Source organism: Cupriavidus sp. KK10, from assembly GCF_018223725.1.
GTDB classification, from domain to species: Bacteria; Pseudomonadota; Gammaproteobacteria; order Burkholderiales; family Burkholderiaceae; genus Cupriavidus; species Cupriavidus necator.
The window spans coordinates 1,319,474-1,343,601 of sequence record NZ_CP073678.1 but is presented as its reverse complement, the minus strand read 5'-3'; the positions used below and the strand labels follow the sequence as shown (position 1 = coordinate 1,343,601).

At 61.3% G+C, this 24,128-nt stretch carries 16 protein-coding genes and 4 pseudogenes; 12 read left to right on the top strand and 8 right to left on the bottom strand.

Annotation, left to right across the window (positions count from 1 at the left end):
• Positions 1 to 218: 218 nt before the first annotated feature.
• From KB879_RS37660 to KB879_RS37620, 9 genes and pseudogenes are all read left to right on the top strand, one after another.
• A complete protein-coding gene (locus KB879_RS37660; protein WP_211982953.1) occupies positions 219 to 1,985 on the top strand; it encodes a SulP family inorganic anion transporter in 1,767 nt (588 codons plus the stop codon).
• Between the two features lie 105 nt (positions 1,986 to 2,090).
• Positions 2,091 to 3,515, top strand: coding sequence for a DUF2252 domain-containing protein (locus KB879_RS37655; RefSeq protein WP_211982950.1), 1,425 nt, complete (start codon positions 2,091 to 2,093; stop codon positions 3,513 to 3,515).
• Between the two features lie 162 nt (positions 3,516 to 3,677).
• Positions 3,678 to 4,226, top strand: a complete 549-nt coding sequence (locus KB879_RS37650; protein WP_249221415.1) for a hypothetical protein — start codon at positions 3,678 to 3,680, stop codon at positions 4,224 to 4,226.
• Between the two features lie 192 nt (positions 4,227 to 4,418).
• Positions 4,419 to 4,853: a hypothetical protein gene (locus tag KB879_RS37645; protein ID WP_249221414.1), complete on the top strand. Its 435-nt coding sequence runs from the start codon at positions 4,419 to 4,421 to the stop codon at positions 4,851 to 4,853.
• 230 nt (positions 4,854 to 5,083) lie between these two features.
• Positions 5,084 to 5,506, top strand: a complete 423-nt coding sequence (locus tag KB879_RS37640) for a DoxX family protein (protein ID WP_211982946.1) — start codon at positions 5,084 to 5,086, stop codon at positions 5,504 to 5,506.
• Positions 5,507 to 6,159: 653 nt separating this feature from the next.
• Entirely contained in the window at positions 6,160 to 8,961 is a 2,802-nt protein-coding gene (locus tag KB879_RS37635; RefSeq protein WP_249221551.1) for a glucosidase, read from the top strand.
• A gap of 89 nt (positions 8,962 to 9,050) precedes the next feature.
• Positions 9,051 to 9,905, top strand: a pseudogene (locus tag KB879_RS37630) (SDR family oxidoreductase).
• Between the two features lie 56 nt (positions 9,906 to 9,961).
• On the top strand, positions 9,962 to 11,392 hold the full coding sequence (locus KB879_RS37625; RefSeq protein WP_249221550.1) for an alpha-amylase family glycosyl hydrolase: 1,431 nt from the start codon (positions 9,962 to 9,964) through the stop codon (positions 11,390 to 11,392).
• A gap of 402 nt (positions 11,393 to 11,794) precedes the next feature.
• Entirely contained in the window at positions 11,795 to 11,986 is a 192-nt protein-coding gene (locus KB879_RS37620; protein ID WP_249221413.1) for a hypothetical protein, read from the top strand.
• A 451-nt stretch (positions 11,987 to 12,437) separates the two neighbouring features.
• On the opposite strand, the gene KB879_RS37615 is transcribed toward KB879_RS37620, so the two are convergent.
• The 5 genes and pseudogenes from KB879_RS37615 to KB879_RS37595 form a co-directional block, all read right to left on the bottom strand.
• Positions 12,438 to 12,941, bottom strand: a complete 504-nt coding sequence (locus KB879_RS37615) for a hypothetical protein (protein WP_211982944.1) — start codon at positions 12,939 to 12,941, stop codon at positions 12,438 to 12,440.
• Between the two features lie 2 nt (positions 12,942 to 12,943).
• Positions 12,944 to 14,734: a SulP family inorganic anion transporter gene (locus KB879_RS37610; RefSeq protein WP_211982941.1), complete on the bottom strand. Its 1,791-nt coding sequence runs from the start codon at positions 14,732 to 14,734 to the stop codon at positions 12,944 to 12,946.
• A 595-nt stretch (positions 14,735 to 15,329) separates the two neighbouring features.
• Positions 15,330 to 16,124, bottom strand: a complete 795-nt coding sequence (locus tag KB879_RS37605) for a DUF4239 domain-containing protein (RefSeq protein WP_249221412.1) — start codon at positions 16,122 to 16,124, stop codon at positions 15,330 to 15,332.
• Positions 16,125 to 16,338: 214 nt separating this feature from the next.
• Positions 16,339 to 16,413, bottom strand: a pseudogene (locus tag KB879_RS37600) (integrase); the annotation flags it as partial.
• Between the two features lie 333 nt (positions 16,414 to 16,746).
• The gene (locus tag KB879_RS37595) at positions 16,747 to 17,334 is read right to left on the bottom strand and encodes a DUF1344 domain-containing protein (protein WP_211982939.1); all 588 of its coding nucleotides are present in this window, start codon (positions 17,332 to 17,334) and stop codon (positions 16,747 to 16,749) included.
• Between the two features lie 756 nt (positions 17,335 to 18,090).
• On the opposite strand from KB879_RS37595, the gene KB879_RS37590 reads away from it, so the two are divergent.
• Positions 18,091 to 18,642 (top strand): hypothetical protein, encoded by a 552-nt coding sequence (locus KB879_RS37590; RefSeq protein WP_211982937.1) that lies wholly within the window; start codon positions 18,091 to 18,093, stop codon positions 18,640 to 18,642.
• Between the two features lie 138 nt (positions 18,643 to 18,780).
• Here the strand turns inward: KB879_RS37590 and KB879_RS37585 are convergent.
• A pseudogene (locus tag KB879_RS37585) lies at positions 18,781 to 19,504 on the bottom strand (IS6 family transposase); the annotation flags it as partial.
• A gap of 378 nt (positions 19,505 to 19,882) precedes the next feature.
• Here KB879_RS37585 and KB879_RS37580 point away from each other — a divergent pair.
• Positions 19,883 to 20,170, top strand: coding sequence for a hypothetical protein (locus KB879_RS37580; protein WP_211982935.1), 288 nt, complete (start codon positions 19,883 to 19,885; stop codon positions 20,168 to 20,170).
• 633 nt (positions 20,171 to 20,803) lie between these two features.
• Positions 20,804 to 21,652, top strand: coding sequence for a class I SAM-dependent methyltransferase (locus KB879_RS37575; protein ID WP_153954452.1), 849 nt, complete (start codon positions 20,804 to 20,806; stop codon positions 21,650 to 21,652).
• A gap of 468 nt (positions 21,653 to 22,120) precedes the next feature.
• On the opposite strand, the gene KB879_RS37570 is transcribed toward KB879_RS37575, so the two are convergent.
• Together KB879_RS37570 and KB879_RS37565 are read right to left on the bottom strand one after the other, a co-directional pair.
• Positions 22,121 to 22,543, bottom strand: coding sequence for a DUF6880 family protein (locus tag KB879_RS37570; RefSeq protein ID WP_371827481.1), 423 nt, complete (start codon positions 22,541 to 22,543; stop codon positions 22,121 to 22,123).
• Positions 22,544 to 23,360: 817 nt separating this feature from the next.
• A pseudogene (locus KB879_RS37565) lies at positions 23,361 to 24,110 on the bottom strand (IS5 family transposase); the annotation flags it as partial.
• Between the last annotated feature and the right edge of the window lie 18 nt (positions 24,111 to 24,128).

Below are 24,128 nucleotides of genomic sequence, written 5' to 3'. Positions count from 1 at the left end.
CCCCGAGAGTACGGATGACTGATGTGGATCAACTTCGAATCTTGCAGCGCTCCTAGCCTTAACTTGCCGCTCAGTGGGTTTCGCCCTTCGCGGGCGAACGCAGTCCCGTTCCCGTCCGTATGGATATCAGGTGAGAGTGGCGTTGGAGGCAGGCGGCACAAACGGATGTGACGATATGCTCGTGCCATTTTCTGACCCATAGGCTTGGGGGTGCCGTGATGAAAGACTCTTCAGCGTTGGACAAACGAAGCACCACCACGGTCTCCAGCGTCTGGCGCACCATGTTCCCGCCCGCACAATGGCTGCCGAGTTACCAACCGCAATGGCTGGCGCATGACGCCATCGCGGGTGTGACGCTGGCCGCATATGGTATCCCGGTGTCGCTGGCGTATGCATCCCTTGCGGGATTGCCGCCGCAGTACGGAATTTACTGCTACTTGGCCGGTGGGTTGTTCTATGCATTGTTCGGCTCGTCGCGTCAACTTGCAGTCGGGCCAACCTCTGCGATTTCGATGCTCGTCGGCGTCACCGTAGCGGGCATGGCCAATGGAGATCCCAGCAGGTGGGCGTCGATTGCGGCGCTGACTGCTCTCCTGATCTCTGCCATGTGCGTCCTGGCGTGGCTTCTACGGCTGAGTTCGCTGGTCAATTTCATCAGCGAAACGATACTGCTCGGCTTCAAAGCCGGTGCGGCCCTGACCATCGCGCTTACCCAGCTGCCAAAACTATTCGGGGTCAAGGGAGGCGGCGAATTTTTCTTCGAACGGATTGCAGTACTTGCACAGCAGGTGCCGGAGACCAACCTCGCGGTGTTCGGATTCGGCCTGGGCGCGATCGCTGTACTGCTTCTCGGGGAAAAATTCCTTCCGGGCCGGCCGGTAGCACTGTTCGTCGTGGTAGTTTCGATCGCGCTGCTTTCACTGACATCACTCGGCGGACTCGGCTTCAAGGTCGTCGGCGCCCTGCCGCAAGGCTTGCCGGAATTCCGTCTGCCAGACTTGCGGCCACGCGATGTGGACGGAGTGATTCCTCTGGCGTTCGCCTGCCTATTGTTGTCCTATGTGGAAAGTGTGTCAGCGGCACGCGCTCTTGCTCAATTGCACGGCTACGACATTGATCCACGCCAGGAACTGCTTGGCCTTGGCGCGGCAAATCTGGCTGTGGGATTTTTTCAGGGCTATCCGGTCGCCGGCGGCCTGTCCCAATCGTCGGTCAACGACAAGGCTGGCGCTAAGACGCCGCTTGCCCTGGTATTTGCTTCGGGAACGATCGGACTGTGCCTGCTGTTCCTGACCGGCCTGCTGGCCAACCTACCTAGTGTCGTCCTGGCAGCTATCGTACTAGTCGCGGTCAAGGGTCTAATCAACATCCGCGAACTACGCCACGTATGGCGCGTGAGCCGATTCGAATTCGTGGTGTCCATGGTGGCGTTTGCCGCAGTCCTGCTGCTGGGCATCCTGAAAGGCGTGGTCGTGGCGGTGCTTGTATCCATGCTACTAATCATCCGTCGCGCCGCCCACCCGCATGTAGCATTTCTGGGACGCATTCCCGGGACGCGAATGTATTCCGATATCGAGAGGAATCCGGACAACGAACTTGTCCCGCATATCCTGATTTTCCGTGTTGAGTCATCGCTGCTTTACTTCAACGTCGAGCATGTGCGTACGGTAGTTTGGCAGAAGATTCACAGCACCGCCGAGCCGCTCCGTTTGGTGGTGTGTGATCTTTCGATTTCCCCCGTCGTTGACCTGGCAGGGGCCCGCATGTTGGCTGCGCTGCATGAAGAACTCCAAGGTGCCGGCATCCCTCTGCGCCTAGTTGCAGCACACGCCGAAGTGAGGGACATCCTTCGTGCTGAAGGGCTCGAAGAGCGTCTTGGCTACTTCGGGCGCCGCATCTCGGTGGCGGACGTAATCGACGGATTCCGGGCGCCCGAAGCATCGGTTATCGCACCAGGAGGCGCGGCGGCGCCAACAGCGGCCTAGCATAGACTCATCGGCACGGCCAGACCAGCAGTCGTGGATTGGTGGCTGTGGCGCGGCCCGCTGAGTCCGGTACAGGCGGAGACAGCCTGACAGAAGGAGAATGTCATGAACAAGCCCGAAAAAATCAAAAACCTGGCCGCCGTATCCGAAGCCCACTCGTCCTACCTCAGCGCCGACGAGCGCGCAGCCAAAGGTCGAGCATTGCGCGACACCGTACCCCGCGTGTCGCAGTCCGGCTGGACGCCGGCAGCAAATCGCCACGATCCGGTCAAACTTCTGGACGAATCCAATGCGGGACGGATTCTCGAACTGATACCGATCCGCTTTGGACGTATGGCGGCTTCTGCCTTCGCCTTCTATCGCGGTGGGGCTGCCTTGATGGCAGCCGATCTTGCCACCACGCCCGCCAGCGGGATCCGCGTACAGGCATGCGGAGATGCGCATCTGATGAATTTCGGCGGATTCGCTACACCAGAACGCAACGTGATCTTCGATATCAACGATCTCGACGAGACGCTTCCGGCCCCTTTCGAATGGGACCTCAAGCGTCTTGCCGCCAGCGTGGCGATCGCTGCCGAGCATCTCGCGCTGCCGAAGAGCGACGCCGCGCGTGTCGTCACTGACCTTGTACTCGAGTATCGCGAACGGATGTTCAACTACGGTTGGATGCGCGCGCTAGACGTCTGGTATGACCGGATCGACCTGCAGAAGTATGAAGACCGCAGCGGTGATCCCGACATCGTTGCCGCGGCCCGCAAGCGGCTTGCACAGCGAATTGAGGCCGAAAGGCGCAAGACGGTCCCCGACCATCTGTATCCAAAGCTGGTGTCTGCGGAAGGAGAAAAGCCCAGAATCAAGGATGAGCCACCCCTGATCTTCCACCCGACCGAGGAAATGGCGCCCGGCCTTGCGTCGGGCTACGCCGAAGCCATTGCCTCATATCGGGAAAGTCTTGCCGAGCATACCCGAGTGCTCTTTGACCGATTCCACTTCTTCGACATGGCCATCAAGGTGGTCGGTGTCGGGAGCGTTGGCACGATGTGCGGCGTAGGCCTGTTTCTTGCCGCGGATAACGATCCGCTGTTTCTGCAGGTAAAGGAAGCCCGTGCTTCTGTCCTGGAACCTTACGCAGGAAAGAGCTTGCATTCCAATCACGGCCAACGCGTCATCATTGGCCAGCGTCTCATGCAGACTGCTAGCGACGTCTTCCTGGGGTGGACCCGGGGAAAAAACGGACGCGACTTCTATATACGCCAGTTGCGTGACATGAAACTGTCGGCGGTCATCGAAGATTGGGATACCGGCATGCTCAGGCAATACGGCCGGATGTGCGCACACGCCCTCGCCCGAGCGCATGCCCGTTCCGGCGATGCCGCTATGATCGCTGGTTACATGGGGTCAGGACAAACCTTCGACGACGCGATCTGCGAGTTCGCGACCGAGTACTGCTCTCAGAATCGGAGCGACTATCGAGCGTTCCTGGCCGCCATTCGCAAAGGACGCATCGAGGCGCGAATGGAGCAAGAGTAAGACCGTACCCCCCTGCTGCGCAACAGCACCCATGAGGAGCCGGCAGGGATGTATACGGCATCAAGCTTGCGATGCATCAATGGGCCAATGCGCATACGACCTACGCTTCAGAACAGGCGGAGCTATATTGCGCGCCTTGTCCGCCAAGGCAGGAGGATTGCCATGACCGCGATGCTGCAGTCTGGAAACGAGGAAAGCCATCATCGATCACTTGCCATGCACGCTAGCAAGGTTATGCGTACGGCTGCCGCTGCGTTGCTTCTTGCTACCGCGCCGCTTCTCCACGCACAGACCCTCGCGGCGCATCCAAAGCCGCCGGAAATCCACCAATCCTCTGGCGTCCGGTATGTCTCGGGCGGGATCGGGAGCGAAGCCGTGCGGCAAATGCAGGCTATCTCCGGCCAATTCAATGTGCGGCTCAGCTTCCAGGATCCTTCGGAAGGCAGGCCCGTCTCTGGCGTCATGCTGATCCTGGCCAACGAGAAGGGCAAACGACTGCTACGACTGGTCACGGACGGTCCCCTGGCCTATCTCAAACTCCCTCATGGCAGCTATTACCTGACGGTGATCTATCAAGGGGCCGATCATGAGCAGTGGATCACGGCCGAAGACGAACCGATGGATCTCACATTTCTCTTTAACCTGATCGATCTGGAACAATACTGGCTACAAGCAGGGAAACACACGCCCCAGTATCCGACTCCGACATAAACAGGCCTCAAGGCGAAGAACACCGGCTGCCAGGCCGGCGCGTGCGGTGACAGCATAACGCATGCAAAGCCGACACCCCTTATTGCGGGCCAATGGCCTGCCATCTTGATGATGTAACCAAAATTCCGGGATCTTTCGCATCCTATAGTCGGTGCCTTGCCGAAAGTGGAGACTGCAATGGTGGGTTCAAGAATGAGCATCGCGTCGCCGGCCCGTTCCACTCCGAACGGATTGATCACCCTGCTGTTTCACCTGAGTCACGCAGCCTCTCAGGGGCAGCTCGATCCCGTTCTCGTGCGTGATCTTGGCAAACGTATCTACATCGAGATTGATGCATGCAGGACAGACGAAGCCAAGAGCCAGGTCGAGTTGAAACTGCTGTCCGAGGCAATGTTCAGGTTCGAGGATACTTTGCTGGCGGCGCGAAGCCACATGCTGCTCGCGTCGATCCGGCGTTTAGGGAGCACTGAACGTCCGCATCCTGAAGCGGATCGAGGTGCCGGCCACCATGAAGGTGGCCCGCCAATCCCGACCAACCGGCCGCCCAATCCTTCGCCCGTCACGGGCCGCTGCACGGATCATCTCGAGCCGCTCGCCACTCTCGATCAAGGTGATTCCCCCTTGTGATAACGCATGGATCAGCCCTCTCGCCGGGCGACGTAATCACTGCAGGGCGGACAGAGGCTTTTGCGATTCGTCAGGGAACGGTTCGGAATATTGTTTGATATGAAGCACGAGGGTGAGGTCCCTGCAACCTTCAACTGGCTCCTGGCAGCAGCATTGTGGGACGCCGATCCGTTCAACTATTTGGCTGATAAGCAACGCCTGCCGGCGTTGTTTGATTCTGGAGAATTATCATGGTCACTTCCACTATGTCGCTCGCGCCCACCCTCGTTTCACGAACGTACACTGTCGGTCGCGCCCTTCTCGGCTCTCTTTTCTTATTTTCCGGTCTCCTGAAGATTGGCAACTTCGCGGCCTACTCTGCGTGGATTGCCAGCGCTGAACTGCCGAGCCCGGATCTGCTGCTGGTGCTAACCATCGTGATTGAAATTGGTGGCGGACTGACCGTGATCTCGGGCTGGAACGCGCGGTTGGGCGCGCTGCTTCTTGCACTGTTCCTGGTGCCGACGACCATCATTTTCCACGGCTTCTGGCGCGCCGATCCCGCAGATATCCTGAATCAACTTAATCACATTCTGAAGAATGTCTCAATCCTGGGCGGCATGCTCGTTGTATTCGCCATTGAATCGTCACGTATGCAAGCACGAGCCGCATAGCCGCTAGGGATGGTGTTCTGAAGTCGCGAAGTCCGATGCGCTCAGACGAGGCCTTACCCAAACAATTGGCGCATGAAGCAAGCTACCTGACTTGGTGACCCTGGGCTATGACGATATCGTCATGTCCAGGGCGTCTGCTGGGGCCGGTCGACGCGAACAATGGGATCCTGATATTCGGCGCCTTGACCCGGTGATGACGGCTGGGGGATGGCCGTGATCAAGCACGACATGGCGCGGCTACAGCAGGGCGAACGGTCGTAGGTCAGGAAGGCAGAAGCCGCGATTACGAGCGCTTTGTGGTGCCAGAGAGTCGTGGTGGCTCCATTGAGTTTTCAGCAGGCGGTCAACCTTTTACAAAGATGATCCCGGCGCCTAAGCTTTTTTACGTGTGCACGCACCGATTCCCCAACCACGATCATGCCCACTCCAAGCCACGCGAAGATGTCGAACGCCAATCGCGAATGGCGGAAAGTTCGAACAGGCGATTCTCGTCTTGCAAGGTGGCGGCCCACTGGGCGCAGATCAGGCAGGTATCTACGCAGCTTTCGCAGAAGCCGGCTTGATGCCTGACTGGATTGCACGTGTATCGTGCTCACGCCCGCCCCCCTTCCGATCCAGCTGCCCGGCTTCGCCGGCCAGAAGGAGAGCACGCCATGAGCAATGAAGCAGAGAAGAACCGGCTCGATGAAGCGCAGGCGGGCCGGGCGGCCTGGAAGAAATGGGGGCCCTACCTTAGCGAGCGGCAATGGGGCACGGTGCGCGAGGACTACAGTGACAACGGCGACGCCTGGAACTACTTCTCCCATGACCAGGCCCGCTCGCGCGCCTACCGCTGGGGCGAGGACGGCCTCGGCGGTATCAGCGACGACCACCAGGTGTTGTGCTTCGCGCTTGCCCTGTGGAATGGGCGCGATCCGATCCTGAAGGAGCGCGCCTTCGGCCTGGCCAACGGCGAAGGCAATCATGGCGAGGACGTGAAGGAGTACTACTTCTATCTCGACTCCACGCCGACGCACTCGTACATGAAGTATCTGTACAAGTATCCTCAGGCCGCCTATCCATACACCGACCTCGTCGAGACCAACCGCAGCCGCGGCAAGCATGAGGCCGAGTACGAGTTGCTGGACACCGGCGTGTTTGACGACAACCGGTATTTTGACGTCTTTGTCGAATACGCCAAGGCGGCGCCTGAAGACGTGCTGGTGCGAATCAGCGTCTTCAACCGCAGTCCGGACGCGGCGCCGCTGCACCTGTTGCCGACCCTGTGGTTCCGCAACACGTGGTCGCAGCCGGGGGGCGGTTCGAAACCGATCCTCGAGCGCGTCGATTTCTCCGGGCAAGCGGCGGTCCGCGCCCGTCACAGCGACCCGTTGTTTCTGGAATCGCTGGACGAGTATTACCTTTACTGCGACCCCGACGTGCCGCTGCTCTTCACCGAGAATGAGACCAACAACACCCGGCTGTTCGGCACGGGCAATGCGTCGCCTTACGCGAAGGACGGCATCCACGACTTCATCGTGCATGGCGATGCCGCGGCAGTAAACCCCGCGCAGCAGGGAACCAAGGCAGCGCCCCACTATCAGCTCAACATCGGCGGTGGTGAGTCGCAAGTCGTGCGTTTACGGTTGACGACCCAGGCGCCGGGTGCGGCGTCCGCGCCCTTCCATGATTTCGACGCCGTGTTCGCCACCAGGCTGGAGGACGCCGATGCCTTCTACGCGTCGATGACACCGCTCGCAATTCGCGACAACCCAGACCGGGTGAGCGTCATGCGCCAGGCGCTTGCCGGCATGCTCTGGACCAAGCAGTACTTCTATTATGACCTCGGCGTCTGGCTCGACGAGCACGGCGCAGGTGGCCGGTTGCCGAAACCGGAGCGCAGGCGGGTACGCAACAGCGAATGGGCGCACATGTTCAACGACGACATCATCTCGATGCCGGACAAATGGGAGTATCCCTGGTACGCCGCGTGGGACTTGGCCTTTCACATGATTCCGCTGAGCATGGTCGACCCCGACTTCGCCAAGCAACAGCTTGACCTGATGCTGCGCAACGACTATCTGCATCCGAACGGCCAACTCCCCGCTTACGAGTGGAATTTCGGCGATGTCAATCCGCCCGTGCATGCCTGGGCGACGATGCAGCTTTACGTCCTCGACAAGGAGCGTCACGGTGGCAGGGGCGACATCGAATTCCTCAAGTACGCCTTCTCCAAATTGCTGGTCAACTTCACCTGGTGGGTCAACCGCAAGGACCGCACCGGGGCCAATGTCTTCGAGGGCGGCTTTCTCGGGCTCGACAATATCGGCGTGTTCGACCGCTCGTCGCCACTGCCCACGGGCGGTTACCTGGACCAGGCCGACGGTACCGCGTGGATGGTGTTCTTCAGCCAGCAGATGCTGCGCATCGCGGTCGAGCTTGCGTTGCAGGAGCCGCTCTACGAGGAGTTCGTCGAGAAATTCTTCCAGCACACGGTGTTCATTGCCGGCGCGCTGGACAGCGTTGGCGAGCGGAACGATGAAATGTGGGATGAAGAGGATGGCTTCTTCTACGATGTGCTGCGTTTCCCGGACGGTAACGCCACGCGCCTCAAGGTGCGCTCCATCGTCGGGCTGCTGCCACTGGCCGCGGTGGCGGTGTTCGAAGAAGATCTCCTCACCAGGCTGCCGAAGTTCCGCGAGCGTGCCAGGCTTTTCCTGGGGCGCCACCCCGAGCTCGCCGCCAACATGCATCTGCCCCAGCAGCCCGGCGTAGCCAACCGGCGCATGCTGGCAATCGTTGGCGAGCAGAAGCTGCGCCGCATTCTGGCCCGCATGCTGGATGAAGAGGAATTCTTTAGCCCGCATGGCATCCGCGCGCTGTCGCGCTTCCACCTCGAGCACCCTTACGTCTTTCACCACGCGGGCCAGGAGTATCGCGTGGCCTACGTGCCGGGCGATTCCGACACTGGCATGTTCGGCGGCAATTCCAACTGGCGCGGGCCGGTGTGGATGCCGATCAACTACCTGCTCTACACCTCGCTGATACGCCTGTATGCCTATTTCGGCGAGGACTTCAAGGTCGAGTGCCCGACTGGGTCTGGCCAGATGATGACGCTGCTCGAAGTGGCGCAGGAATTGGGCGAGCGCCTGAGCCGGATCTTCCTGCGCGACAGCGATGGCCGCCGACCAGTGTATGGCGCGGCGAACAAGTACCGCGACGACCCGCACTGGCGCGACCTCGTGCTGTTCTACGAGTATTTCCACGGCGACACCGGCGCCGGGATCGGCGCCAGCCACCAGACCGGCTGGACCGGCTGCGTCGCGCGCATCATTCAGGGGAATGCCATGCTATCGAAGGACTTGCTGCTAACGCCGGGCGCGCAGGTGGCGACCTTGCGTGCGCTGAGAGCCGCGCACAGGGGCCCGGAGTCTACAACCCAAGGCATTCCTGTCAATCCCGAGAAGGCCACCTAGGCGACCCAGGCCAATCAGCCGCGAAGGGCGAAGAAACCTGCGGAGCCAACGAGCCGCGCTTACCCAGCAACCGAACGAAGAAGTACGCCATGGAGAGCTACTACGCCAACAGAAACCTGCCCCAGCCGGCGATCCCAACGCTGAAATCTCTGGACTTGCCAAAAGACCAGACAGCGCGGTTGACGGGCGCCAATTCTGGGATCGGCCCCGCCATCGTTGTCGCGCTCGGCCGGGCAGGCGCCAACGTGATAGTCCGACGTGGCCAACCCTGCGGACACCGAGCTGGTGGACGAAGGAATTCGCGGCGGCGGGCAGAGCGCGATCACCGCACCCGCCGAATAGCCGATGAGGCGCAAGTGCAAGCCATGTTCGCTGCGGCGGAGCAAGAGTTTGGCACCGTCGACATCCTCGTCAGCACTGACGGCATGGGGCGCAACGCGCCGTTCCACGAGATGAGCGTGGCCCAATGGACGCGGTGATCAGCGTCAACCTTCCTGGCACCCTTCTGCGCGCGCGAGGCCGTTCGTGAGTTCCTCCGGCGCGGCGTGCGCCCGGGCGTTTCCGTAGCGACCGGCAACACCATCTTCCCAAGTTCGGTGCACGAGCTGATTCCGTGGACTCGCCACCTCAATTACGCAGCCTCCAAGGACGGGCTGATGCCGCTGATGAAGAGCCTGGCGCGGGAACTCGCCAAGAAGCGCATCCGTGTCATTTCCATAGCGCGGGGCGCGATCCGAACGGCGATGAACGCTCCGGCATGGTCTACGCCAGAGGCCTATGCCGGACTGATGAAGCTCGTGCCGTACAAGCGCATCAGGGAGAGCGGGGAGATCGGCCGTGCCGCGGTCTGGCTAGTGTCGGATTTCACCGACTACATTGTCGGCACGACGCTTCTCATCGAGGGCGGGATGACGCTGTATCCTTGGTTCCAAAGAGGGGATTGACGACTGTGCTGACACCTCGCTATCCGGCACTTTACCAGCTCAACACCCGGGTCAGGATGACCGAGTTGTCGCTGTCGCTCGGCCATGCAGTCACGCTGGATGACATTACCGACGCCGAACTGGACCGTCTGGTGGAGATGGGTTTCGACTGGCTCTGGTTGCTGAGCGTTTGGCAGACCGGGCCTGCCGCGCAGCGCATCTCGCGCAGCAGCGCGGCGTGGCGGCATGAGTTCGAGCAAACGCTGCCCGACCTGTGCGAGTCGGATATCGCCGGCTCCGGCTTTGCGATCACGCGTTACTCCGTGCACCGCGACCTCGGCGGCGACGAAGCGCTGGCGCGCCTGCGCACGCGCGCGCGACAGCGCGGGCTGCGCCTGATGCTCGATTTCGTGCCGAACCACATGGCCCCGGATCACGCGTGGACCGACGAGCACCCGGACTATTTCGTCCATGGCAGCGAGGAGGATCTGGAGCGTTCGCCCCGCAACTATTGCCGCGTGGCAACGAAGAACGGACCGCTGCTGCTTGCCTACGGCAGGGACCCATATTTCGACGGCTGGCCCGACACTCTGCAGCTCAACTACGGCAATCCGCACTTGCAACAAGCGATGATTGGCGAACTGGAGCGCATCGCCGACCAGTGCGACGGCGTGCGCTGCGACATGGCCATGCTGGTATTGCCCGAGGTGTTCGAGCGTACTTGGGGCATCCGGCCCGACCTGTTCTGGCCGAAGGCGACGGGGTCAGTGCGGCGCCAGCATCCCGGCTTCCTGTTCATGGCTGAGGTCTACTGGGATATGGAATGGACGCTGCAGCAGCAGGGCTTCGACTACGCCTATGACAAGCGCTTGTACGACCGCTTGCGCGAACAGCGCGCCCGCCCCGTGCGCGAGCATCTGGGCGCGGACATGGCCTATCAGGACAAGCTGGCGCGCTTTCTGGAGAATCACGACGAGCCGCGCGCGGCTTCGACCTTTGCACCCAAAGTCCATGCGGCTGCCGCGGTGCTGACTTTCCTCTCGCCGGGCTTGCGCTTCTTCCACCAGGGACAGTTCGCGGGCCGGCGCACGCGTATCTCGCCGCATCTGGTCCGCGCCCCGGAGGAAGCGGTGGACGGAGTGCTCGCGCAGTTCTATGACCGGCTGCTTGCCGTGTTGCGCCAACCGCTGGTTCGCGATGGAAACTGGTCCTTACTGGAATGTGTTCCGGTCTGGGCCGACAACACTACGTCGGACAATTTCATCGCGTTCCGCTGGGTACGGGCGCCTCACGAGTGGATGTTCGTGGCCGTAAACTACTCGCCGCAGCAAAGCCAATGCTTCATGCGTACGCCCTTTGCCGAACTGAGGGGGCGGACCGTACGACTCCAGGACCGCCTCAGCCCGGCTGTCTATGATCGACCGGGCGAAGACCTGCGCGCCCGTGGCCTTTTCCTGGACATGCCGCCCTGGGGCTACCACGTCTTCGACTTGCAATGGGTTGATTGACAGGGAAAGTTGGCCGCGCTGGGACGGCATCAGCTGGTTTCGGAGGGCGCCCCGTCAAACCAGCCGGCGGCGCACGATCGCTGTCTCTGGCGCGGTCGCCACCGCATGGCTGCGAGTGTCGGACGCGCCCTATCGCTATTTGCTTCTCTTGATGTTGGCAGTGCAGTGCAACTTCATTTGGTTGGGGATACACGGCATCTACACCGTTAGCGGGTTCTTCTCCAAGTTCGTGGCCGGATCCTTCATGTCCGGCAGCGCGCAGACAGGAGAAAACTCGCTTGGAGGCAAGATGCTCTGACAATGTGGGACTAACCTTGCTTGTATGAGAATCTGGATCAGTTCAACCGGCTGTGCTGACCGCGAGGACTCATCACGCCAATTGAGCCAAAGAACTCTTTCTTCATGCTCCAGGGAGGTTATGCGGCGGACTTTATCCTGGGTCTGACTGTCGAGTCGCTCAATGGCGTGCGCAATCGCTCGATGGCTGGCGGCGCGCTGCGGGAGGCGGACCCTGAGTTTCGTCGCGTGCTCGCGTTGATGCGCGAAGTGCAGGCCGCAGGATCGGGAGCAGGCAGAGTATGCACCACCAGTTGAGAATTGTTCTCACAATGACCTCCTACCGCCCGAAAACCGCCGTATCAAGCCGCGCCCTTTTGTCATTGCCGCACGGCCTTGCCAAGGCACTGATCGCCCGCCGAATGGGCCTCGGACAGCTGTCCCGGCCGGCCGCTCACTTCGCTACTGGTCTGTACCGGCCCCGAGCCGTTTGACGTTTGACGTTTGACGTTTGACGTTTGACGTTTGACGCTGGAAATATAATATGCCCCTGCCAGCCACAGTCGGCGGTGTACTGGCACACATTACCGTCTTGGCCGACTTGGACATCGTTGTTTTTCATGCCACTACAGCGCTGCCAACTGCGGCCTGAATGCCACGCTTATGCGGACGGTTGCGACTGCCGGCAACCGGCATTTCCTATTCCACATAGAAGTGATTCTCAACAATGGCCGCCTTGACTGCGATCTGCATGTCAGTGCGGAGACAGCTACTTGACGGGATGCTGTAGTGCAAGCCGTGTCAGCCGATTGGCCAAGGCCCGTGCCAGGGCATATGGCAGGCAGATCAGTACGGGACCGATAACCACTGCTGCGCCGGGATGCACCTGCTTATAGATGAGCAGTTGCGCCACGGCGTCCAAGCTGACTCCCATGGCCAGCAGATCCCTGACGGCCGACAGCCAGTCACGAAGCAGCGCCTTTCGATTGGCGGCATCCGTTATCAGGGCATACAAGAAGGGAAGGCGACCCGCCCGGGCATCGGCCCAGCCGGCACGACAGCCCAGCAGGATGGCGATGGCCGGCTGCAGGATGAATCTCAAGCGGCCGGGGCCGGTGAACCGCTGGGGCAGCTCCGTGATGAACTGCTTTGAGAACAGATAGATGCGGCCGGTTTCGAAGGTGTCCATCACCGCTGAAGGTAGTGCGGCAAGCAGGATGAGCACGGCGATGATGGTCACGATGGTGCTGATGGTGCGGCGCTTGAGCTTCATGGCTACGCCTTCGGCTTCCTGCATGCCTGGTAGCATGCGACAGCGTCCTCCAGCCGCGGAAACACCCGCTCCGGCCCCAGCGCCTCGCCCAACGGCGATCGCTGCACAATGGCCAGCACCCCCGGAGTCAGGCCCACCAGCCACAGCTCCCTGCCGTTCTCTCTCGATTTCTTCTCGGCCGCAGTCAGCATCTTGAGTGCCGTGTACTCAAGGTCGAACACGGCTCGAAGGTCCAGCACGACAACGCTCGGGTTGGCTTCGGCGACCAAAGATGCAATCTGGTGGGCCAGTCGTTCCGCGTTGGCGAAGAAGATACGGCCCTCCGGTCTCAGGAGCAGCAGGCCGGGAAATCGCTCGTCATCAGGATGCTCCGGCGAAGCCGGCCGGAACAGACCGGTGCCCTGCTTGCGTCCGAGCACAAGCAAGGGCGGGTTGGATACCTGGTGGGCCAGCGCCAGGAGGGACACCGCAATCGCCACAACGATGCCCTGCAGCGTCCCGAGCAGCACGACACCGACCATCGCCGTCAATGCCCACAGAAACTCCGTGCGCCGCACGGCGAGGATGGCCTGGAACTCGGCAGGATTGATCAGGCCAACCGAATAGACGATCACGACCGCAGCCAGGGTCGCATGTGGCATCTTGCCGATATACGGCGCAAGCAACAGCATCGTGCACAGGGTCGCCGCCGCCGTGACCAGTGCCGCCACCTGTGTACGCGCACCGGCGAGGCGGTTGACCGCCGTCTGTGTCGTGCCACCGCCACCCGGCATGGCCCCCAAGAAGGCGCCGCCCAGATTGGCCAACCCAGTGGCGAACAATTCCCGATTCGCGGCGGGCATGGACTCGTCGTTCTGGACAAAAGCCCGACCCGCCGCAATCGTTTCGGTGAAGCTCATCAGCGCGATGCCTACGGCCGCCGGCCAGAGTGCCCTGACCATGGAAAGGTCAGGCATGGTCAGGGCCGGAAGGCCGGTCGGGACATGGCCAACGACTTCCACGCCATGGCTCCCCTGGCCGAGCAGTGAGACGCCGGCTATCCCTGCAGCCACGGCAATCAGCGGCGCCGGTGCTTTCGGCCAAAAATGTTCCATCGCCACCTGCATGCCCACCGTAAGGAGACCTACGCACAGCGTCGTGAGGGACGTGTGAGGCAGGCCAGCCCCAATCGCCAGCAGGTTGTGGCCGAATGATCCCTTGGTAAAGTGAATGGCCAACAACTTGGGCAACTGGTCCACCACGATCACGATGGCGATCCCTGCCTTGAATCCAGTCAGGACGGGGTCGGAAATGAAGTTGCCGACAAAGCCGAGACGCAGCAGGGAGGCGAGCACGAGAATGACGCCCACCAGCAGCGTGAGCGTGGCCGTAGCCGTCAGCAGCGCGCCCAGATTGCCATGCCCGACCTGGATGGGCAGCCCTGCGACCGTTGCGTAGGCCAGGGCCTTGGGAATTACCACGGCCGCGACGGTCAGCCCTGCAATGACGTCCGGTTTAAGCCACGCCTTGCGGTACGCACGCAGCCAGTCCGGCGCGGCGAGGTGAGGGCCGTCGGCAACTGGCTGGGTGCTTTCGTGAAGCATGTAAATCTCCGATGGATTACTACGCCGGCCATGGCATCGCGGCACGCTTTCGCGCTCCAGCCTGGATCTCGGTCTCCACCTTGGTCCGCCCCTCCCAGATTGCGCGGATGAACGCGCGTAGTCGCTGCGGTTCTGCGAACTGTATTCGGTCGCAAACTCGCCGATGGCGTCATCAAAGGCCTGGCCGGAGCTCATGTAGCCGACGATCATCGCGGCATCGCCGGCGCGCGCGTGCGCGCGGGCCGGGCGTGTGCGTACATCACATCCGTACGGGGGCATCTTCACTATAGGAACTGCCATGGGCGCCCGATTGATCTGGCGTAAGTTTCGTGCGATCCCGGTTTCTATACACCGCGCCTTGACGGGTGACAGCCCAAATCACGGCTGGGCCAGCCACGCAAGACGACGCGACACCCCGGCGATTGGGCGGCAACGGGAAGCCTATTGCCGCACCCAGTGCGAGGCAGAACGTATGAACTGCGTGAGATCATCAATGCCTTGCACTATTTGGTACGTTAAGGTTGGGGCATGGCGCATGCTTCCAAGGACTTGCCGCCGCGTCGCCCACCACCCATGACTTTTTCAAACAGGCTCAGTACGGTGGGGATGATATCGGCGTCCGGACAGCGATGGCCGCGATAGGGTGAGCCAGACAAGCCGCGTCGTCGCCGCAGCCTTTGTGGTGGTCGGCGGCCTCTTGTTTTCTGCTGCTCACTTACTTGGTGTATCGCCAGTCCCTTGACGCGCGAGCGCATAGAGGATTCACTCAACTTTTTTCTTGGAGCTGACTGCCGCGCCTGTTGGTTCATCGCATTCCATTACGGACCTCCCGCAACACCTCGTCGAAAGTGTCGACGCGGATCAGGCCTAACCGCGGAAACTCCAAGTCGACGATGACATAGAGTGTCACCGTCAGCGAGGCCACGAAAAATAGCGCATGCAACCAGTTTCGAGGACCGCGGCTGGCCATCCCATAGCCCGCGAACAACGCTCCAACCCAGCAAAGCGCGAAGAGCATGCCGAAGATGACGCTGGGCGGATGCTCCTTTGTTGAGGCAAGCCGGGTAGCTGCCGTATCGAATGCTGCATTGAGCGCAGGCAACAGAAGCATGGTGGCCGCAGGACTAGCAGTTCGCTGGGACTCCTCTACGGATCTTGTCCAGAGGCGCTCGCGCTGCACGTCCGAACGAGCCAAGGCAGCATCGACGCGTTTGCGGTCGGGGACTGCTCGATAGGCGTCAAGCCGGGCATCCAGATATTGCCTGAATATCTCCTGCAGCTCACCACGTGCTTGTTGCGGCAGCAGGTCCAGACGCAGGTAAGCAGTGCCGATGTCGTTGGCTTCCTGGACGATCAGCGTACGCCGCATATCAAAGCGGCTCGCCGCCCCGGAAAACGTGAAGGCAATCAATAGCCCAAGCAGTGCAAATATTGCGCTTGCGACCGCGCTCACGCCCGTTGTCTCCGGTTCGCGACCGGAGGCAACATGCCATTGCCACACCAATCGGCCGAGCTCCAGAGCAATCATGATACTTGCGAACAAACCGACCGCAAACACCAGCCAGCCGGCCCAACCGGCACCATCCAGTAGGAATGCCAAAATCCCCTCCGGTGTTTTGCCGCGCGATGCGCGCTTTCAACATTGACGACGGTGTGGAACGCTAGATCCAAATTTCGCCACCGTCTGTGCCCTTCCTCACAGACGTCCGGTAGCCAGATGACACTAACGCCTGAACGTCGGCGCTACGGCATAAGCCAACGCCTGTAGCGCGAAGCCGGCCGGCGCGCGACAACTCTCCGGCAGCGACAGTTAAGACTTCGGTCTGTTCGGCCATCTCAAGCGCGTCATCTGTCTCAATGTCAAGGTAGCGCACAGTGCTTTCGAGCCTGTTGGCAAAAAGGCTCGACTATCTCCCGCGCGGAGATAAATCCTGTGTTCACTGGAAACCCCTGTCCGGCGCGGACTTGCCATATGGCTGCTCGACATTGGCATTCTCCCTTGCAGGCACTTTCGCCTGACTGGAGACGATCGTGGAACATTCGATGACTTCGACAACCGATGCGCGCCAGGTGATCACTCGGCAATCGGTTGTGCACCCAGATGTCACCCTACTGAGCAACACTTTCCGCGGCCCGAGGCTTCAAGGTTCACATACCATGTGGAACCACTATGGCATCTGGTAGTCAGCGGAACGGCCGCAAGCGCTGCACCTCGGGTGCCACTACTTGGCGGCGGCGGGCTGCACAGACACCGCTACGGCTTCCGTATAAACCGCCTCAACCCGGTCGCCCTTCTTGATGGTCTTGAGCCGCTCGGGGTCTTCGACCATGAGGTCGACGGTACGTCCCTTTGGCCCCTTGAGGGTCACGGTCTTGGCCGCGGCGTTCACCGCGACGACGTCCGCCGTGGCTGTCACTTCCCTGCCAATCGTCCCACCAGGCTTTGCGCCGGGTGCGGCGCGGTCCGAGATCTCGCGCTCATGCATAGAAAGGGGTCCGCTGCCCTTCTTGAGACTGAGGGTCATGGCTTCCTTGTACTCAACCGTGACAGCATCGCCAACCTTCAGTTGGTCGAAATTCCTGGCTTCTTGGCCGACTGGCAGGTCCACGACCTTGCCGTCACCAGTCTTCAGGGAGACCGTTCGCGTTGGCGTATCAATCTTGAGAATCGTGGCGGTTGCCTTAGCAGTACCTATGAGACTTGTCTGCCCTGGTGCCTGGGTGACGCGCACTTTCGTTTCTGGTTGTGCCCAAGCCGATACGGTCGCCGTCGTCAGGATGGCCATGGCCAGTAGTGCCTTCGTGTTCATGCCGCTCTCCCCTATATGGGTTCCCTTGCTGCGAGACTGCCTGTCCACAGCGCGGACTGTTGCTAATGGAAGCGCTCCCGCATCACCAACGCGCTGCGCTTATGACCTTTCCAAATCCGCTCCTTTGCTTCTGAAGGGCTTCCTCGTCCACCGAATCAAACGTCAGTATGACGGAAGGCCTGGAGCTGTCGCCCTCAATATGCTCAATCGAGTCAAACTCAGGAAACCCATACTTGACCAGGAAGGCGCCGATTTCCTCATCGTAGGTTTCCGCGTCGATATTTCCCAGCCGTTCGTGGCGGCGATCCGTGCATCAAGGCAAGGATGGACGAGGGGTAAGCTGCTGGCGGGCGCCGCGGTGTCGATGTCTCCCCGCCACTTGCCCCGGTCCAGCTCAAGGGAAAGCTGCCGGACTCCGTTCCGCCCGGCTGGCGGAAGTTCTTCCTGCGTGAGATCAAGCTGCCGCTGAGGCCATTGCAAGGGAGGCGCTCCCGGGCGGCTGGCCAAGATTGGCCAGCCAGCGACGGCCGCTGTGTCAGAGTGGTCATTAGTTGGCTGTTACAGCATAGACGCATGCGCGTACCCGGTGTTGATGTGCCGCAAGCACGCCGGCGTGCCGCCATCGGGAGCGCAGCGTTGACGGATGTGGCCGGGCTTGATGTAGCCCAAGATCGCGCTCGCGTGCACGCCTACTCTGGATGACATCACCGGCGCAGGCGTCGCCTATCGCCTATCAGCTTCTTGCAGGAGATCCCCATGCGTGCGATTGCGTTGGCCACCTGTCTGCTTTGCCCGGGCGTGTTCGCTGCCATACCCACTGGTGCCGATTCGGCGGTACCGCTCGCGGTACCAGAGGCGCCGGCGATCCATCATATGAACGGGATCGACTACGTTTCCGGCGGGATCGGGGTAGACCAAGTGGCGGCCATGCGCAGCATGGCCGGGCGCTTCAATGTCCATATGCACTTCGTGAACGAAGCGGATGGCAGCAGCTTGTCGGACGTCACGGTGACGTTGTTCGACGCGCGCCGCGAGATCTTGCTGCTGGTACTGAGTGAGGGGCCGCTGCTCTACCTTCGGCTGCCGCCGGGCAATTATCGTGTGGTGGTTAGCTCCGCTGAGGCGATCGAATCCCGCAGCCTACGCGTGCGCCAGGACGGCAGGGGACCGTCGCTTCTGCTGCGCCTGCCAGGGGACCGTCCCTATGGGCCTACGACCAAGTTGAATCATGGCTGGCTCGAAAGTCCGCCAGTTCCCTCAATCGTCATGAATCCAAGGCTCGGATCACACGCGGAAATCAGATCCTGACAGCCGCCGACGATTGCATCGCAGCATGCCTTGTCGACCAGGCCTAGCTCTTCAATATTGTTCAGATGCGTAGCACAGGTGCTGGCTCTGTCAACTTGTCGACAACGAGACAAGTCATTGGCAGGCAGCAATACATGCTCAGGGGGCCGTTGACGGATTCTGGCCCACGTCGGTGAACTCGTACCACGCGACGAATTTCGCAGCGAGGTGTCTGCGATAGAGCGACGCGCGCAGCAGATGCCGCTTCAGCGCGAAGTGCTGCCGAATCGGACCGAAGTTCGACAGGAAGGCCTGCGTGCGCTTCGGGTCGCGAAAGCCACGCATACGCCTTTGGCGTTCACGGGTGGGCTGGTGGCTGTTCTCGGCCCGATTGTTCACGCGGGCGGTCGCCTTCACGAACACGTGCTTGACGCAGGCCAACTCCGGGATGTCGGCTTTCGCCGCCGGGTAGCTGCGCAGCTGATCGGTGGCAATCTTGCGCGGCGCCGGGCAAGAGCGCAGCACGCGCAGGAAGAAAAGTTTAGCGGCAGCCTTGTCGCGCCGCTTCTGCAGCAGCATGTCGAGTTCGGCGCCATGTTCGTCGACCGCTCGCCATAGGACGTAGGGCTCACCGCGCAGCGTCACGAACATCTCCTCTAGATGCCAAGTGCCGCCTGGCTTGCGCCGTGCGACCTTGGCGCGATGCGCGAAGCCGGCGTCGAACTTGTCGCACCAACGGTGAATGGTTTCGTAGGTAACGACGACACCGCCCTCGAACAGCAACTCCTCGATGTCGCGCAGACTCAGATTGAAGCGAAAATACCAGCGCACCGCGCAGCTGATGATCGCCGTCCGGAAACCGGTGGCCATGATAGAGCGATTTCTTCGCCTCATCTTACCCCGACCGCTTCGCCAACTTGACAACGCCCATGCGCCACCACCGCCGGCCAAACGCGAGCAGGGGAAGCCGTCGTATTGGCAGCCGACGCCCGCGACAACGGTGTATCGGGCGCTCGCCCGCCACGTGCGACGACACCTGGCGCCCGGCGGCGTGAGATGGATGGCCCGGTTCATCGCCTCGTGCGATCCGTTCGCGATCGGCGCGTGGATCGGCGGCAGTCCCCCGCGCGCGGCAGGCGTTCATCGACATGCTGTGGGGACGTGCGGCCGAACCTGGCATTGAACTACGGCGTTGGCCTGATCGCTCGCCGCCGGCAGGGACGCGGGTCAGCTTGCTGAACCCGTGCAAGCCGATTGTCAAATGCGCGATGCGCAAGCGCGCGCGACCGCGGCCGTATGCTCGGGCGTCGCCGCGTGGGCAGACGCGGCGCCCAGCACATCGTGGCGTGACAGCGCCTGGCTGCCGCGCATCACACGCCGCGGACTCGGCTTCGCGGCGCCGATCCCTGCAGACTGGACGGCGTCCGCGCATGCGAACAAGGCGATGCGGCAGGTGGCAAACGCCGCCCGCCGACAGGTGCGCCGGGACACGATGTCGGCGGCCAGCCGGGGCGCGTGCCTGATCTGGTCGGTAGCGACCGGTTGGTAGGTGAGCGAGGCGATCGCGCCGGCCGATTGCGATGTGCGGCGTCGCCGCGTGCTGGCCCTGCACGACGGGCGTCCGTGGTGATGGCTCTATCACGCGTCCGATGCTCGCTTTGTCGCGCGCTGGGATGACGCACCGCTGCAGGTAGCCGCCGTGACGCCGGGCGCGGCGATCGCGGGCCTGCGGCGCTGTGCGATGTACTATCAGCGGATCGCTCAGGTCGTGTTACCGTTTCCGAGTTCGGCGCGCGCGGTGACGCCCGAGCCGATCCCGCCGTGGCCGGCGGCCGGCTACCAGGTCTTGCTGCAGGAAGGGTTCTGGAGGCTTATGACCTGACCGTGGTGGCCCTGCTACCAGCGGGCGCGCGCCCTGCCCGATGTTGCCGGGCGCTGATCCGCCCTTCTCTTTTTGGCCCGCGCGACCCATCATGTGGTCAGGGCTGCGTCGGGTTGCGACAAGCTAAATATGGCGATTTAGCCACTCTGGCGAGGGGCTATAACTTTAGTTGAAATATTGACACAACTTTGGTTGTGCGTGCGGCCGCCAACTTACGGGCGCTGCATGACCGGGCCCACACGCATCGCATGCGCAATACAATGCTCCCGTATAGGCGGCGGGTCCTGAGGGAGTCTCCAGATGGCCGACAGCAGAGTGAAATCCAATCTTCGCAATACGTGGGAGTCGGCAGCACCCGGCTGGTCGAAGTGGGAGCACGTGTTCGCCACCAATCTTTCGGGCGCCACGGACACGCTCATCGATATGGCCGGTATCCGGCCGGGCATGCGCGTTCTCGATCTGGCCTGCGGTGCCGGCAGCCAGAGCATCCAGGCAGCGATGCGAGTGGGTGCCGGCGGCGAAGTGGTCGCCAGTGATATATCGGGCACCATGCTGGAGCATGTCCGCCGAAATGCCGCTCGTGCCGGGCTTCAGAATATCGAAACGCTGGAATGCGCGGCAGACGAATTGGACGAGACACTGGCCCCGTTCGACGCGGCGATGTGCCGATTGGGATTGATGCTTTTCCCGTCACCGAGTGAGGCATTGGAAGCTGTCCGACGCGCACTCAAGCCTGGCGCGCGTTTCGCGGCACTGGTCTTCACGACGCCGGCCAACAATCCCTTTATGGCCCAGCCGATGGCGATCCTTCTGCGCCACGCGGGCAAGTCGCCTCCCGCGCCCGGACAACCTGGAATCTTCGCACTGGGAGGCGATGGCGTCATGGAACGCCTGATGAACGACAGCGGTCTTTGCGATGTGAAAACACAGCACGTTCGAGCGCAGCTCGTCTTGCCCAGCGCGTTCGACGCTCTGCAACTGATGCAGGAAGCCGCCGGGGCATACCGGGCTGTGATAGCGGACCTCGACGTCGCGGCGAGATTGAGCGCCTGGAACGATGTTTATGAATGCCTAAAGCAGTTCGACGCCGGTGAAGGCTTTAAGACCGAGCTTGAACTCATCATCGGGTCGGGCGCCAGACCAAGATAGTTTTCGCCCGTTGGAGACTGAAGGTCGCCTACGGGTCCAAATCGCGTCGCTTCATGCTCGAAACTGTACGACAGGAACGGGCACACGAGTCCACCGCTCGCGACTGACCGAAATCGCTTGCCGGCCCGATACGAACGTTCATGGTTAGTCGGCGTACGTCCGAATTGCGCTGCGGATTCAACAGGCCGATGCAGATCGGGAGAAGGCTTGAGTCCTGTCCGCGCGACCCAGCTTGCAGGTGTGAGCGAATGACGGCTCAACAACTAGGGACGGCCGTACCAGACACGAAGACTTGATTGACGGCGAGGGCTGGGCAAGAGACGACCGGGCTGAGACCGAAGCACGCCCTGCCCCGCTTGATTAGCGCGATCGAAACTGCAGCGGAGACCGTGGGCCGGTCGCGCGACATAATCGCCAATAATGTTCCAGGAAGTGGAGGCATCGATAGGACGTTCATCTTGGGAAGATTCAGAGCGTGCTCTTGAGCAACGCCTTCAGTTGCGAAACGTAGGCTGGTGCCCACGTCTCAGCTGATGCAATCGCCTGAATCAGCGCACGGTATTCTCCATATCGACGATTGCGGTTGAGTGCCGCGACAACTTTCGTGGCGAATACTGCAGGCTCGACACCTGCGTGGAGGCTGATGCTGAGCTTGACAAGGTCGGAGCAGGCCTCGTCAAAGATAACGCTGATTTCCCACCCTTCTTCCGTCGTGCGTTCGTAGACTGTATCGGCCAGCGCGCCAAACTCCCACATCAGATCGGGTGCAAGGCCGCGCGCGGCTTGGGCAATGGACGAGGCGATGGCCACCCGTATGGCGTCGAGTTCTCTGGATAATTCGCTGATTTGTTCCGTGCCAAGAAACGAGGCTTGCTCACTGAGCTCGCTAATCCATTCACGAATGGCCGCGACACACAGGCGCTACCGCAACGCGTACACCCCCAGTGGACCTGGCTGCAGTGCCGGTATGCCCATGATGTCATATCGCTTGGCACAGATCTCGAGATGCGCATGGGGAGCTCCGGTAGTCCGAGTAGACAATAGACCCTTTTCCCGACGGATTTGCCGGGCCAAGGGTTCGTCGTGCTGGCGCAAGGCAAGCTACCGGGCGGCGCGACGCCAGCAATACGCCAGGAACGTTCCGGCCCGTCGGGGCGGCGCGCGGCGGCAAGGTCTGTCACGCGAACCATTACCTCTTGTACTTGGTGTTTCGTTGATCTCGAGTGGGTAGGCGAGGAACCGCCTCACATCAAAGTGCCGAATAAGACCCCAGAGGCAGAATGCGGCGGCAATACCTAACGCCAACCATCACCGCGTCGTCTTTGTCAGTGCACCTTCTTTGGTTCCAGCCGGCAGTCACACGTGTCGGCCTGCGCCATTGAGAAATAAGCCTTTGGACAATTGCTCGTAGTTTAAACGCCTCGCATATTTCCTCGACGACCTTTCCGTCGCGGCACAAGGGAGATCAGGGAGTGAGCAATCAGGTGGAGCGAGATCTTGGCCTGATCCGCGCGCCGTTGACCTAGGTCAACCGTGCTATCGAGATGGCGCCTAAATTTAGGGCTACGCTGAATAAGCTGCTGATTTTTTGTGGAGCGGTTCGACGCGGAGCCTATTCGCTTTGAAGAATGGCTCTGATGACGAGATTTTGGCTTGCTGCGCCCCCCAACGGGGTGTGTTGGCGAGGCGCTCGCCCCGCACTCGCCCTTTATGGGCGGACTGCTCCCATCAGATGTCCTCGGCTCAGGTAAAGATTGGCCAGCGCCAGGGCCGTGAAGGCCCGGCCGGCATTCTTTTTCAGGCCGCGGTAGCGGACTTTGGTGAAACCCCACAGGCGCTTGACCACGGCAAAGACATGTTCGACCCGGGCACGGATCTTCGATTTGTTTCGGTTCTTCCCGCGTTGCACCTCGTCAATCTGGCCGTTCTTGCGGGTACGCTGATTGGTGAAGTCCTTGGCGTGGGGAGCTTTCGATGCGATCAGCTCCTGCTGACTGGCGTAGGCACTATCACCATAGACGCGCTGTTCCTGCCCATGCAGTAACTGGGGTAGCGCATGCTTGTCGTGGACATTGGCCGGCGTCACGACTGCCGAATGGGCCAACCCACTCTGGCTGTCCACGCCGATGTGCAGCTTCATCCCAAAGAACCACTGTTGTCCTTTCCGGGTCTGATGCATCTCGGGGTCGCGCGCCTTCTTTTCGTTCTTCGTCGAACTGGGGGCACCGATGATCGTGGCATCCACAATGGTGCCGGTTTTCAGTTTCACGCCGCTGGCTTGCAGGATCCGGCCTACCTCAGCGAATAGCCGCTCCGCAAGCTGGTGCTTTTCCAACAGGCGGCGAAACTTCAGCAGCGTGGTGGCATCCGGCACAGGTTCACGACCCAGGTCAATCCCAACGAAGCGGCGCAGGCTGGCGCTGTCATACAGCGCCTCTTCGCAGGCGGCGGTTGTCAAGATAGTTGACGCGTCACT